The organism is Epilithonimonas mollis (assembly GCF_900142325.1).
GTDB classification, from domain to species: Bacteria; Bacteroidota; Bacteroidia; order Flavobacteriales; family Weeksellaceae; genus Epilithonimonas; species Epilithonimonas mollis.
In genome coordinates this window covers 14617-28592 of record NZ_FRAM01000001.1, presented here as the reverse complement: position 1 = coordinate 28592, position 13976 = coordinate 14617, and the positions used below count along the sequence as shown (strand labels likewise).

Genomic DNA, 13976 nt, shown 5'->3' with positions numbered 1-13976 from the left:
TATTATTTTTTGAATTATCCATAAGTCAAATTATTTTCCCGGCTCATATTGATGGCGTAATTTTGGCTTTTGGAAAATCAAATTTTTTAATAATGAAAAAGGTAATTTTAAATAACGGCACCGAAATCCCTGAAATAGGGTTCGGAACGTGGCAGACAACGGAAAGTGTTCAGAAAACTATAAAGATTGCTTTAGAAGCCGGATATACGCATATCGACACAGCAGATATCTATGGCAACGAAGAAGAGATAGGAGAGGCAATTGCCGAATCTGGCGTTGACCGGAAAGAACTATTTCTCACCACAAAAGTCTGGAACAGCAACAGAAGCTCTGAAGGTGTAAAACAGTCTCTCGAGCAGTCTTTGAAAAAGCTGAAAACAGATTATCTGGATCTGCTGCTGATCCATTGGCCGGCAAATGCCAAACAGTTTAACAACTGGAAAGAAATCAATGCTGAAACATGGAAAGCGATGGAAGAGGCGTATAAATCCGGCGTGGTAAAAGCAATTGGCGTGAGCAACTTTATGCTGCCTCAGCTGCAGGCACTTTTGGAAACCTCGGATGTGATACCGGCTGTTAACCAGATAGAGTTTCATCCAGGTCATGTTCAGCATGAAGTGGTAGAGTTTTGTAAAGAGGAAGGAATAGCAATAGAAGCGTGGAGTCCGCTTGGTTCCGGAAGATTGCTGAAAGATGAAGAACTGAACGGGATCGCAGAAAAGTACAATGTTTCTCCGGCAATCTTATGTATTCAGTTTGCTTTGCAGTCCGGCGTGATTGTTTTGCCCAAATCGGAAAATCCTGAAAATATCAAGAGCAATCTACATTTTGAAAGGTTCAAAATATCGGACAGTGATATGAAAGCTTTGAAAAATTTGAAAGAAACAGGTTTTTCCGGTCTCAATCCTGAGACGGTGGATTTCTAAAATTATATATATAATGATAAAAAAAGCAGTTTAAAATAATCTTTAAACTGCTTTTTTATTATTCGGAAGCGTTGGAATAATATCTTATTTTTTCTACGATCTCTCCCAGATCGAATGGTTTCGGAATAAAATCAATGGCACCGCTTTCTATAGCAGAATCTCCAAGTCCACGGCTTGCAGACATTATAACCACAGGAATGTTTTTGAATTCCTGATGTGCTTTTATCATTTTGCATATATCCCTTCCGTCTTCTCCGGACAGCCACATATCCATCAGGATGACATCCGGTTTTGTAGAAGTCTCCATCAAAGAGTTAAACATATCAGTACCTCTTTCATAATTAGATACTTCGAATCCTTCCATATTCAGCATCAGTTTTACAGAATCAAGAATGGCAGGACTGTCGTCCACAACTATTATTTTTTTTGATTTTGACATTGTAATAAAAATTATTAATTCGTTTTGTGTTTCTGTGGGATCTCGAAGCAGAACTCCGAGCCTTTACCTTCGATTGAGTTTACAAAAATCCTGCCAGCACTTCTCTTGATAATCTCAGATGAAATATAAAGTCCCAGACCAAGTCCCGGAAAGGTATGTTCCTTGCTGCCGCTTACCCTGTAATACTGTTCAAAAACCTTATCTGTTTTATCTGACGGAATGCCGATGCCAAAGTCTCTCACAGAGAATTGGACACAACCTTCTTCGGTTATTTTTGTGGTAATCTGGATTTTATCAGACTCCGGAGAATATTTTATCGCATTGCTTATGAGATTGCTCATGACCTGCGAGATCCTGTGCCTGTCGCCATAGATGATCCCGATTTTTTCCGGGTCCAGGTAGATTCTGTGGTTGGTACTCATCTGCTGTTCTGTGATGATCTCCTGCACCAGTTCATCAAAATCAAAATCAGACTTATTCAGTAATATCTTTCCATTCTGAATTTTGGTAACGTCCAAAAGGTCATTAACCAGACTCGTCAGCTTATTGATCTGATCGTCCATTTTTTTTGCAACGTCGGCATTCTTATTATCATCCTGTTTTCTCAGGTTTTTTTCGAGAAACTGGGAATAGAGTTTTAGGCTTGTCAGCGGCGTTTTCAGCTCATGGCTTGCAATGCCCAAAAAATTATCTTTTTGCTGTTGGAACTGTTTGAAATCATTGATGTCTGTGCAGGTTCCGATCCATTGCATCACTTCGCCGTCCGCATCTTTGATAGGGATTGCACGTCCGAGAAACCAGCGGTAAGCATCCTCCGAGGATCTGTCCCGGAACTGATATTCAATTTCGTAATTTGACTTTTTGGTCATACTGTTTTTCCAGATTTCTCTGGCTCTGTTCTGATCATCAGGATGGAGGATTTTGACCGTTGCCGATTCTCTGTTGTCTACCCCTTCAAAGCCTGTAAAGTCATACCAGCGTTTGTTGTAATAGTCTATGTTTCCGTCTTTGTCGGCAGTCCATACTATGATGGGGAGACTGTCTGCCAGGTTTCTGTATTTTTCCTCATTTTGCTTCAGTTGTTTTTTAGTCAGGACGGCTTCTGTGACATCTGTTGCAAAGTTAAGGATGGCGTAGACTTCACCCTTTTCATTGATAAGCGGCTTATATGAAAAATTGTAGTAGGAGGTTTGGAGTTCTCCGTTTCTTTCCAGCAAGACTTCGTCTTCCGTTGCAGAATAGGTTGTTCCTGTTTCGAAAATGTTCTTCAGAATGTCAATAAATGGCTGACCTTTTAATTCAGGGAGCGCGTCTTCCAGTTTTTTACCAATGACATTTTCCTTTTTTCCCCAGGTATTGAGCATCGATTTATTAGCGATGTCGATGATGAGATCTTTTCCTTTATAAAGGGCAATGGAATAATCAGATTCTTTGATCAGCTTTTCGAAGGTATATTCTGTTTCCGCAAGTTTTTTCTCTGCATTGACCTGTTCCGTTACTTCTGTTGCTACAACACTTACACCAAGGATTTCTGTCTGTCCATCATTATATATCGGAGCATAGATAAAATCAAAAAAACATTCTTCTTTCTGTCCATTTCTAACCAGAAAGCAGAGTTCTTTATAACCTTTATATATTTTCCCGGTTTTTTTTACATGAGAAAGAATATCAAGAAAGGGTTGATCTTTGAGCTCAGGAAGGGCATCAATAAGTTTTGAGCCGATTATTTGAGCCGGTTTTCCCCAGAGCTCTAAGATCTGTGGATTAGCAACTTTGATAATAAATTCATCGCCTATCAGCATAGACATGGCAACAGGCGCTTGTGTCAGAAGTAATGCCAGAGATTCTTGCGAAATATTAGACCTGATGAAGTTCCTCATTTTTTAGATAATAAATTTAATCTATGTTTTTTTATTTGAAAATTTTTGTTTCCCTATCAGCAATTCAAAAAATAATCTGAAATCAGAGATCAAAGACCAGAAAGGATATCTGAATGTTGCAGGCTTGTTCTTCTCAAAAACCGCATGACTGAACCATGCAAATCCGTAACCGAAAATAGGACAGTACCAAAGAAATCTTTCTTTCCCGGACTCGATTACATAAATAATAACCGCAAAAACCAAAAGTATCCCAATAAAATGGAAAACCCTGGTCAGCGGCTTTTGATGTTCGGTCAGATAAAATTGATAAAATTCTTTATAAGTTTTGATTCTTTCAGGAGATTCCATCTTTTAATCGGTTAAGCTTGCTGTTTTTATACCCATAAATAAAATAGATGATCAAACCTATAGCAAACCACAGTCCAAACCAGAACCAGTTATCGTGGCTCATTCCCGTCAGGAGATAAAGACATGAGCTAAGACCGATCAGCGGGATTAAAGAAAGATTCTTAATGAAGGTCAGGCCACATAAAATAAAATTGACAATGATGAAAATGATAATAGCCAGACGGAATTCACCTTCATTGGGATCACTGATATCCGTTAAATGATGGAAAAATGCAGGCTGATAAAAATAGAAAAATATCAATCCGCCAATAAAAATCAATGGAAAAATTACCTTTCCATTGATATATGGCAAATGGAATCTGCCTTTGATTTTCTCTTTATTTGGTAATAATAAAACGCCACCACAAACCAGCACAAAAGCAAATATAGTCCCGATACTTGTAAAATCAAGGACAAAACTTTTATCTGTAAATAGGATTGGAATGCCCACTACAATTCCTGTCACAATGGTGGCAAACGAAGGCACTCTGTTCTTGCTGTGAACCTCCTGGAATTTCTTGGGTAAAAGCCCGTCTCTGGACATCGCCATCCATATTCTCGGCTGCCCCATCTGAAACACCAATAAAACGGTTGTGATGGCAACAATCGCAATCAACGAAACAATAAATTCCATCCAGGGCATATTCAGATTATTCCTATCAAAGACAAAGGATAGCGGATCTCCGACGCCATCAAACTTTCTGTAATCTACCAATCCTGTTAATGTTAAAGTCAATACAATGTAGATCACAGTACAGAGACCAAGCGAAATCAGCATCCCTTTTGGCAGATCCTTCTGCGGATTTTTTGTTTCTTCTGACAGAACCGAAATCGCATCAAAACCTATGTAAGCAAAGAAAACACCCGAAACTGCTGACATGACACCTGCAAAGCCATTTGGCATGAAAGAACTCTCTGATGTTACAGTGCTTGTCGGGAACCAGTTGCCGGTATTCACATAAGCGATACCAACGGCAATAACCAGGAGAATTACAAATAACTTCAGGATGACGAAAAAGTTATTAAAATTCTTACTTTCCTTGATACCCTGATAACAAAGCCAGGTAATCAGTCCATTGATTACCAAAGCAGGAATGTCAACAATGATTTTCAATCCGCCAAGCATAGGTGCAGATTTCCAGGCGTTGACGAGTTCTGTATTGGGAGAATTATTCAGAAAAGCTTTCTTAGCTTCGGAATAGCTGCATGTGAAAAAATCTGGAATATGAATTCCTATTCTTTCCATAAAACTGGTAAAGTAATCTGACCAGGAAAATGCAACATAAATATTTCCAAAAGAGTACTCCATAATCAAAGCCCAGCCAATCACCCAGGCAATCAATTCTCCGAAACTGGCATAAGCATAGGTATAGGCACTTCCCGCGGTTGGGATCCTGCTTGCAAACTCGGCGTAGCAAAGTGCTGTAAAAGCGCAGGCAAAGCCACAAATCAGATATAAAACTATAACACCCGGTCCGCCCCGGAAAATCGCTTCTCCCAAACTGCTGAAACTTCCTGCCCCGATAATAGCGGCAATTCCAAAAAATACAATGTCCCAGGTTCCCAGAACCCTGTTTAGTTGTCCGGAATCTGTATGTTCTGCGTAGTGTTTTCTTCTGAAAAGTGAACTCATATTAGGTTAAAAATTTATGAAAGAAACAAATGTAATAAAATTTTGAGGTTTTTAACATTTTACTTAAAAATTAAAAAGATTGCAGATTACAAAAGTTTATTATCCTTGTCGGATTTATTTTACTTTTCTTCGGAGTTCCTTCGGGTCTTCTTCGGAAAACATATCTTTTTTCCGAAGAAGACCCGAAGGAGTCCCGAACAATTTCCGAAGAACAAATTACTTTCTTTGGAATGCTGGTTTAGTAATTTTTAATATAATAGTCTTTTGTATAACCCTTGTATCCGATAGTGCGGATTTGCAATACGTGATTTTAGCACCAGACAGTCACTGATACCAGTCAAGAGAAAGGCTTTAGCGAGCCGGAGAATATCAGGAAACTAATATATTCTGTATCCAAATGGCCGTTTTCTGTATATATTTTGCACATTTCCGTATCGCCTCTGTATCCGTTCCGTATCCTTTGTCCGTTGTTCCCATATCCAAGATTTTAATACATTTCTAAATTATAAAATCTAATAAATCTTCTCCCGGATAATATCTTTTCCCTATTTTCGTTGGAAAAGGAACAAACTTTGTTGAAGCAGAGGCTTTGGCAATAATTTTGAAAATCTGTATGAATTCAAAAAAAGTAATACTCGCGTCGCTGATTTCCATTTACGGGATTTCCGAGGCGCAGCAATCTCAATATTTTACACAGAAAGAAGACTATCACTTTGGCTTGGCAGAAAATCTCTATAACACCAAGGTCTACAACGCTTCCCAATACGAATATTCTCAACAGTATTTTTACAACAAAAGCTTAAACCAATCCAGGAAGGAGGCAGCATTGTTTTTCAGCAATGTGATTGGTGTGATTTTGCAGCAACAATATGCAGAAGAAGGACTCAATGCTTTTATAAAAGAATACCCGAAGTCGGCTTATTTTGCGCAGGCCAACGGACCTTTGGCAGATTATTATTTGTCCAAAAAAGATTTCGAAAAAGCTTTGGAAACTTTGCAGAAAGTCAATCAATATCAGCTGAGCAAAGAGGAAAATACCCAGCATATTATGAAGTTGGGTTACGCTAAGTTTATGACTGGCGATTCTTCAGGAGCCATTGAAGCTTTGGAAGAATCTTTTAAAAACGCCGATGAGAACAGCAAACCTGCGATTTCTTATATGTTGGGTCATCTTTATTATGCTGATAAACAAAATGAAAATGCCTTTGTTTACTTTGACCAGATCAAGAATAATGAGGAATATGCACATTTGGTGAAGCCTTATTATGTGCAGATGTATTATAATCAGAAGAATTATGATCTGGCAATTTCCGAAGGCAATGAAATTCTGAACAACGGAAAAACCACAGCTTACGACACGGAGATCCATAAGATAGTAGGAGAAAGCTACTTTATGAAAGGTGATTATCAGTCGGCTTATCCGCATCTGAAATTATTCCTTGATAAAGAACAAACACCGTCTGAAACTGACCTTTATGAAATGGGATTTGTTTCTTCTCAAGTGGGGAAAAATGCTGAGGCTGTTAGCTATTATAATCAATTGATTAACAGTCAATCTCCGTTGGCACAAAATGCTTATTATCAGTTGGGAAATGCTTATCTGCAAAATAATCAGAAACAGGAAGCGCTTTCGGCTTATCGCAACGCGTCTCAAATGAATTATGATGCAAAAGTTCAGCAGCTGGCTTTGGAGCAATATGCAAAGTTGGGTTATGAATTAGGAAATCCTTTTGAGAATTCATCCAAAGTAATTCAAAGGTATCTGGATAAATATCCAAACTCTAAAACCCAGGAAATGCGATCGCTTTTGGTGAAGTCTTATTTATATTCCGGAGATTACAGGGCCACTTTGGATGCTCTTTCAAAATTGGATCAGAAAACCAATGAAACGAAAAAAATAGAGCAGGAAGTTTCCTATTTATTGGGTTCTGAGGAATTTAATAAAGGAAATTTTGACCAAGCTGAATCTTATTTCTTGAGAAGTCTTAAATTCAATTTAAACAAAGATTATTATAAAAAAGCAAAATATTGGCTAGGACAGACTTATTATCAGAAAGCCGATTACAAATCCGCCATTGCTGCCTATAAAGAATTAGAAAACGAAACGGCTGATAATTTTCCTGAACGTGAACAATTGGACTATGATTTAGGTTACGCTTATTTCAAGTCTAAGGATTTTGCTTCTGCTCAGGAATATTTCAAGGAATATCTGAGGTTCCCGAAACAGGAATTTAAAGCGGATGCAGAATTGCGTTTGGCTGATACTTATTATGCTAACAATCAATTAAATGAAGCCTTAGAGATTTATAACAAAACCGAAAATGCCAGCGATTACACTTTATATCAGAAAGCTTTGGCGTTAGGTTTCAAAGGTGATACAGTTGCGAAAATCTCTGAACTGAAAACCTTGATTTCAAAATATCCGAATTCAGAATATGCAGATGATGCGAATTATGAAATTGCGTCTGCTTATGCTCAGAATGATGATTTTAACAATTCCAATGCTTACTTTGATAAAGTCATCAAATCCAGTCCTGACAAAGATCTGGTAGCGAATTCCCAGATTTACAGAGCGCAGAATTTGATTGATTCGAATCAGAATGAAAATGCTATTGCTGAATTTCGACAATTAGCAAATCAGTATAAAAATACAGCTTATGCAGACAAAATTGTTGCAGCCGCAAAACCTGCTTTCGTCAAAAATGGCGATGTTGCAGGTTATGAACAGTTTGCAAAAGGTCTGAATGTCAATGTTTCCGGAACAGAAATCAGTGAAATCAATCTGAATTTGGCTCAAGATAGTTTCTCGAAAAAAGATTATGCAAAAGCGGTTTCTTATTATGAAAAATACCTTGACCAGAATCCAAGCGGAGACAATTTGTTCAAATCTCAATACGAGTTGGGCGAAAGTTATTATCAGTTGAAACAAATTGATAAAGCAATGTTGCCTTTGCAAAATGTCGCTGATTTTCAGAATGATAATCAACAGGACGCGCAAGTTCGTTTAGCTCAGATTTACATTTCGCAAGACAAAATATCAGATGCGAAAAAATATCTGGAACAAGTTGCGAATTCTACAAATGTGAATGTTAAGAATTTCGCGTCCATTGAATTGATGAAAATCTACGCCGGCGAAAAGAACTTTTCGGAAGCTGAGAAATATGCTAATTCTGTGATTTCAAATTCCAAAAATTCTGCATCAACTTTGGAACAGGCGAAAGTCATCAAAGCGAGAAGTCTTATGAATCAAGGGAAAGATAAAGATGCGCAAACGGCTTATGCATTGTTAGAAAAGTCATCAAATACAGAAGTTGCTGCAGAAGCTTTGTACGCAAAAGCGGTTTATCAAAACAAAGGAAAAGCTTTCAAATCTTCTAATGAAACGATTTTCAAACTGGCAAACAATTACGCTTCCGAAGAATATTGGGGCGCAAAAGCATTGGTTGTGATGGCGAAAAATTATCTGGCGCTGAAAGATAATTATCAGGCAAGTTACACAGTAGATGAAATTATCAACAACTATGGTGATTTCCCTGAAATTGTGGCAGAAGCAAAAGAAGTGAAAGCACAGATTAAGAAGTAATTAAAAATAGAGACCTTGTTTTTATCACAAAGTCGCACAAAAATTTAATACAAAAATTTTTTAAGTCGCAAAATATCTTCGATGAAATCAGATTCTATAAAATGTAATCTTTCTTTTGCGACTTTAACAGTCTTTTTTAATCCAAACAATTGCGCCTTTGCGATTAATTTGATTTAAATAAAAAATAAATGAACAAACTAAAATATATTGCCGTTTTGGCATTCTTAGGAACATTCGGAATATCAGAAGTTGGTGCTCAAATCAAAGAAGAGCAACTGATTCTGAACAGAAAGCGTGAGCCGGAAGTTAAGAAAATCGAAAAGAAAAAAACGTCTGTTGTTCAGGAAAAAAATTATCCGCCCGATAATAAAAAGAAAGAAGATTCTATTAATCTGAAATATACAATTGTGGATGTTCCGCCGGTTTCTGACTTCAAAACGACCGAAATCCAAGGCGAGGATATTTCGCCAAAATTCTCCAATGACTATCAATCCAATTATTTCAGATTGGGTTATGGAAATTATGGGAAATTCCTGGCAGATGCAAATGTTTCCGGGAAATTACAAGAGAATGTTGAAGTTGGTGCAGATGTTCATTACCTTTCTACAAGCGGTTTGAAGAAAGACTACGATTGGTTATCCAAACAAAATCAAGCCAAAATCGGAGCGTTTGCCAATATTTACGCGGAAACAGGAAAGTTCAATATCGATGCGGATTATGCTTTCAATAATTATAATTACTACGGGATTTATGCTTTGACACCGCCCAATTCAGATATTGATTTGCAACAAAAAGTGAATAAGTTTTCTGTTAATGCAGCTTACGACCATTATTCCAACGAAATTTTGAATAATGTGAAAGTGAAATCTTATTTCCTGAGCGACCATTTTGGCGCTAAAGAAAATTTTGCCAATTTGGAAGTGAATTTGTCTAAACACGATTTTGTGATTCAGGATGATATCACGGCCAATGCAGATTTGGGAATCAATTTGGAAACAGTTAATTCTAAATTTGATATCCTGAGTCAGAATACGAATAACCAGTTCAGTTTTACTTTGTCGCCGAAAGCTACTTTCTACAAAGGCGAATCTTATTTGATGATTGGTTCGGATTTCAGCTTACTTAGTTCTAAAAATTCAAATAATGCGACCGAAGAATCTAAGAAGAACAAATTATATTGGTTCCCGAAAGCCGAAGTTTTGATTGCTGCAGCAGATGAATTCAAATTTTACGGCGGAATTGATGGCGGTTTGAAATTGAATACTTATGGGAATTTGTTAGAAGAAAATCCGTTTTTGATTTCTGATTTGGTTTTAACGCCAACCGAAACCAAATATCATTTTTATTTTGGAATGAAAGGTGATGTTGACCAGACTTTTAAATATGATTTTAATGCAGGTTTCAGCAAAGTGAACAATGCCCAGTTTTTCTATAACAATAATTTGTTTGATAATAATATTAGTGCTGACAGACGTGGTTACGATTATGCCAATACTTTCAGTTCCATCTATGACAATGGAACGCTGATGGAAGTGAAAGGTGATTTGCAGGCTTTTCCGATGGAGAATCTGACCGTTGATGCTGGTTTGCATTTTATGAAATATAAACTGGACAATCTGGAAGAAGTTTATTATAAGCCATTATTTCAAGTTAATCTTGGTGCAAAATATACAATGCTTGAGAAAAAACTAAATCTTGGTTTTAAGGCGTATTTTGTAACTGACAGAACATCAAATGCTTATGATGTTTCTACAGATCCTTTAGCTTTCGGATATATTTCAGATGAGCATAAAAATGAAAAAGTTGGTGGATTTGCGGATTTAAATCTGTCAGCAGAGTACAAAATTCACAAAAATTTCAGTATTTTCGCACTCGGAAATAATCTTCTTGGTGCCAAATATCAGAATTATCTGGGGTACAAAGTTTTGGGCGCACAGTTTTTAGGCGGCGTGAAGATTAGTTTCTAATAGATAATGGCCTCGTAGTTCAACTGGATAGAATATCGGATTTCGGCTCCGAGGGTTAGGGGTTCGAATCCCTTCGAGGTCACTTGACGGGAAAAATCACTTTTAGGAGTGATTTTTCCTTTTTTTTACTTTGTAATTGATTGTTAATTAATAAGATAGAGGAAAGGGTGGAATTGATCTGGGGTGTTCGAAAAGTCGTTTCGTGAAATTCTAGTTTTTCGGCAAAAATCGAACACATTACCGTTTGAATCCCCTGTAGTATAGATTTGAGAGAGATTTGGTAATACTTTTAGCACTTGATCAAGTTTTGTTGTGATATCGCTATTTTTACCAGTTAGCTTTTGATTCTGCAAATCCATTTCCAATACATCAATTTTCTTTTTACTTTCGTTTTTAATCAACTGATAATCTTCAAAATCCAATTTGTCCTCTAAGTATTTTTCTCTGGCACTATTTAGACGATTATTCAAGTTGATAATTTTTGAAGAAATTTCCTTTCTCTTCACGTCTAGACCTTGATGAATATTTTTGAAATTGATCAAAAGTATTTTCTTAATAAGGTGACTAAATCCAGTATGACACTCATATTTTTTTAACTCTTTTGTGAATGCATCATTAACTATGTCAGAGCTATATCTGTATCCACATCTGGATTTGCAGTGATAATAATAGTAGACGTTCTTTTTACCTTTCGATCCGCTACCTGTAATGTGACCTCCGCATTTGGGACATTTTAAAAAACCTCTTAAAGGAAAATGGTTATGGGCAATCATTTTTCCTTGTGGCCTTTCTGCCCAAGTTTTTCCACTTAAAACTTTCTGTACCTTATTAAAAAGAGATTGCGAAATCAAACTTTCATGGGTAGCTTCAACAAGGCAGGCCTCTTCATCTTTGTAAGCTTTAATAAATATTTTACCACAGTATATAGGATTTTTTATTGCCCTGTAGAATGATGTACTGCTAATGTTTGCACCATAGTATTCATCTTCAACCTTATTTGATTGATGGAGTATTTACCTTTAGCAATCTCATTAAATGCCCAGAGCATATTCGAAGCTTCCGGCTCTTTAAGACCAACATATTTTCTGCCATCTTCTGTACACTTATTGACGTAGCCGTACGAAGCTGTTCCCATTAGCCTTCCTTCTTTCTGAGCTCTTCTCATCCCATAAAAAGTATTTAGAGATCTTCGATCATTTTCAACTTCCGGAGCTGCCAAATAGATTGCCAGCATCATCTTATTTTCCGGAATAGACATGTCTAGAGGTTGCTCGATTGATTGTGGTGAAATGTTGTTGCCTAACAGCAATTTAATCATCTGATAAGCATCACCGGCATTTCTGCTAAAGCGATCCCACTTTGTAAACAGAACTAAATTTGATTTAAGACTTCTTTTTTTTATGTGATTGATATATTTTGTCCACTCCGGCCTATTAAAATTTTTTGCAGAATGGTCCTCAAATATTACCTGACCGATCGTAATCTGGTTTTGATTGCAATATCGTTCTAATCTTTCATGCTGATCTCTCTGAGAATAACCTTTATTAGCTTGTTCATCTGTAGAAACTCTAATATATAAATCTGCTATCAGCATAATAGTAAGTTGGGTGTTAACATTATGGCTATCAGGCTAATGTAGTAAAATTATTTTTAAAATATAATTTTTAATAATAAGATTTGGTAACTGATGAGCAAAATCCATTATACTTCTGACTTCATCATCTGTAGGATTTAACCCAGACTCCATCAGAATTTTTCTAGATCTTTCTAAAGAAACCTTTTTTAAGGTGTTCTGCGTAAAATCAATTCTCACCCTACAAAGCACTTTTACAATCTGTTTCAAACTGTCATCTGATCTATTGTTATGCAGTCGTATTTATTGCAATAATTCCACTGATCAATTTGATTATCAATAAAACTTATGTACCAGCAGCAGGTATATTTTGCATACCCTTGCTAATCTACGGAGCTATTCTCCTTCAAATTATCGCAATTGAAGAATGTAATCCAAGTCTTCTAATGGAAATGAATTTAGGTATGAATAATATTTCCCGTTATTTGAATGAATTTAAATCTGTAGATAAAGCAGCCAAAGAGAAAAGTGAAAAACTGCAATTTGAATGGCCAAACGAAACGCCTCTACATAGTGTAACATCAAAATACAACACCAATGTTATTATAAACGATCCATTTGCATTACTTTATAACGTTATTGAACTTGCGCTAGAGAATGGTGATAAAATAACCTATGAGCGGGCTATCAACAATTATTTTTTATTAACTGACCTTTGTGCCGATCATGAAATTGTAGATTACAACAGTGGGAGCAGATTTGCAATCAATAAACAAGTGACAGATACATTTGAAATAATTTTAACACAGGTGGTTACGGCAAAAAACATTCCTCTACTTTCAATCATAATCTATAAAACTGGAGATTTTGTAAAAGAGAAAGCTTTAAGACAACTGCAAACCACAGCACCCTATGATGACCTCATAGACATCCTGGTTAAATATGCTAAAACTGCTTTGGATAATAATCAAGAATTTGTTATATATATATAAATATATGTTCTCTATGCCGTGAACTATCGCAAAAGGGAATTCATGATCCTGAAATAGATGAAAGAAAAATGTTCTTTAGTCTTCATTTGGCATCCTTTGCTAAATATATTACTATCATTGGGCAAGAAGCGGTTTTGAAGAAAATTCAGATGTGCTGTACAGGTGCCTTGAAGATCTCGGTTTTCTAGGTTGTACAGCTGTTAAACAAATCATTTCAGTGTCATAATTGAATGTTTACAGGGGCTTGTCCAGCTAGGTAGAGAAGCACGTGATGCAGATGTAAAATGTTTTTGGAGACATTGTTCTCTTGACATGACAGATCACGCCGACCAGAGAATAGAATGGATGGTGACTTGGCTTCCACAAGTTCCCGAAGAAGATCGCAGCATTCTTGCCGAATCTTTTGGTACAGCCTATTCCAGACTGTAGTGGAAAAAGCTTACTGTTTCCATTGAAGAAATAAAAGGCGAACTAGGAGTTAAATTTTCAAAAAGTGATGAAAAGCATATAGAAAGCCATGCCGATGCAAAGTATCGTAAAACTATAGATTATTCTGATTTTAAAGAAACAAAGGAATTTAAACTTTATTAGGATAA

10 protein-coding genes, 1 tRNA gene and 1 pseudogene are annotated in these 13976 nt (G+C 36.6%); 5 read left to right on the top strand and 7 right to left on the bottom strand.

Annotated features, from left to right (window positions below):
- Positions 1-92 precede the first annotated feature (92 nt).
- Positions 93-926: an aldo/keto reductase gene (locus BUA97_RS00135; protein ID WP_072995613.1), complete on the top strand. Its 834-nt coding sequence runs from the start codon at positions 93-95 to the stop codon at positions 924-926.
- A gap of 58 nt (positions 927-984) precedes the next feature.
- Here the strand turns inward: BUA97_RS00135 and BUA97_RS00130 are convergent, their stop codons facing one another.
- The 4 genes from BUA97_RS00130 to BUA97_RS00115 are packed head-to-tail and all read right to left on the bottom strand — an operon-like array spanning position 985 to position 5265.
- A complete protein-coding gene (locus tag BUA97_RS00130) occupies positions 985-1365 on the bottom strand; it encodes a response regulator transcription factor (protein ID WP_072995611.1) in 381 nt (126 codons plus the stop codon).
- Between the two features lie 14 nt (positions 1366-1379).
- The gene (locus BUA97_RS00125; protein WP_072995608.1) at positions 1380-3245 is read right to left on the bottom strand and encodes a PAS domain-containing sensor histidine kinase; all 1866 of its coding nucleotides are present in this window, start codon (positions 3243-3245) and stop codon (positions 1380-1382) included.
- Positions 3246-3266: 21 nt separating this feature from the next.
- Positions 3267-3593 (bottom strand): DUF962 domain-containing protein, encoded by a 327-nt coding sequence (locus BUA97_RS00120; RefSeq protein WP_072995605.1) that lies wholly within the window; start codon positions 3591-3593, stop codon positions 3267-3269.
- A complete protein-coding gene (locus BUA97_RS00115; RefSeq protein ID WP_072995603.1) occupies positions 3580-5265 on the bottom strand; it encodes an APC family permease in 1686 nt (561 codons plus the stop codon). The genes BUA97_RS00120 and BUA97_RS00115 overlap by 14 nt, the downstream gene beginning before the upstream one ends.
- Positions 5266-5878: 613 nt before the next feature.
- On the opposite strand from BUA97_RS00115, the gene BUA97_RS00110 reads away from it, so the two are divergent.
- The 3 genes from BUA97_RS00110 (at position 5879) to BUA97_RS00100 (ending at position 10897) form a co-directional block, all read left to right on the top strand.
- Entirely contained in the window at positions 5879-8848 is a 2970-nt protein-coding gene (locus BUA97_RS00110; RefSeq protein ID WP_072995601.1) for a tetratricopeptide repeat protein, read from the top strand.
- A gap of 188 nt (positions 8849-9036) precedes the next feature.
- Complete coding sequence (locus BUA97_RS00105; RefSeq protein WP_072995599.1) at positions 9037-10815, top strand: TonB-dependent receptor; 1779 nt, start codon at positions 9037-9039, stop codon at positions 10813-10815.
- Between the two features lie 8 nt (positions 10816-10823).
- Positions 10824-10897: transfer RNA gene (locus tag BUA97_RS00100), tRNA-Arg, on the top strand.
- A 61-nt stretch (positions 10898-10958) separates the two neighbouring features.
- On the opposite strand, the gene BUA97_RS16955 is transcribed toward BUA97_RS00100, so the two are convergent.
- The 3 genes and pseudogenes from BUA97_RS16955 to BUA97_RS16950 all read right to left on the bottom strand — a co-directional run bounded on the left by BUA97_RS16955 (position 10959) and on the right by BUA97_RS16950 (position 12409).
- Positions 10959-11666, bottom strand: coding sequence for a zinc ribbon domain-containing protein (locus BUA97_RS16955; protein ID WP_245795768.1), 708 nt, complete (start codon positions 11664-11666; stop codon positions 10959-10961).
- A 12-nt stretch (positions 11667-11678) separates the two neighbouring features.
- Positions 11679-11726, bottom strand: a pseudogene (locus BUA97_RS17455) (hypothetical protein); the annotation flags it as partial.
- Positions 11727-11749: 23 nt separating this feature from the next.
- Positions 11750-12409, bottom strand: coding sequence for a recombinase family protein (locus tag BUA97_RS16950; protein ID WP_139258164.1), 660 nt, complete (start codon positions 12407-12409; stop codon positions 11750-11752).
- Between the two features lie 308 nt (positions 12410-12717).
- On the opposite strand from BUA97_RS16950, the gene BUA97_RS00085 reads away from it, so the two are divergent.
- Complete coding sequence (locus tag BUA97_RS00085; protein ID WP_139258162.1) at positions 12718-13380, top strand: hypothetical protein; 663 nt, start codon at positions 12718-12720, stop codon at positions 13378-13380.
- The last annotated feature ends 596 nt before the right edge of the window (positions 13381-13976 follow it).

What these genes read in the sequence shown, in the direction of transcription:
- BUA97_RS00135 (WP_072995613.1), top strand. Translation starts at nt 93, where the DNA reads ATGAAAAAGGTAATTTTAAATAACGGCACCGAAATCCCTGAAATAGGG.
- BUA97_RS00130 (WP_072995611.1), bottom strand. Translation starts at nt 1,365, where the DNA reads ATGTCAAAATCAAAAAAAATAATAGTTGTGGACGACAGTCCTGCCATT.
- BUA97_RS00125 (WP_072995608.1), bottom strand. Translation starts at nt 3,245, where the DNA reads ATGAGGAACTTCATCAGGTCTAATATTTCGCAAGAATCTCTGGCATTA.
- BUA97_RS00120 (WP_072995605.1), bottom strand. Translation starts at nt 3,593, where the DNA reads ATGGAATCTCCTGAAAGAATCAAAACTTATAAAGAATTTTATCAATTT.
- BUA97_RS00115 (WP_072995603.1), bottom strand. Translation starts at nt 5,265, where the DNA reads ATGAGTTCACTTTTCAGAAGAAAACACTACGCAGAACATACAGATTCC.
- BUA97_RS00110 (WP_072995601.1), top strand. Translation starts at nt 5,879, where the DNA reads ATGAATTCAAAAAAAGTAATACTCGCGTCGCTGATTTCCATTTACGGG.
- BUA97_RS00105 (WP_072995599.1), top strand. Translation starts at nt 9,037, where the DNA reads ATGAACAAACTAAAATATATTGCCGTTTTGGCATTCTTAGGAACATTC.
- BUA97_RS16950 (WP_139258164.1), bottom strand. Translation starts at nt 12,409, where the DNA reads ATGCTGATAGCAGATTTATATATTAGAGTTTCTACAGATGAACAAGCT.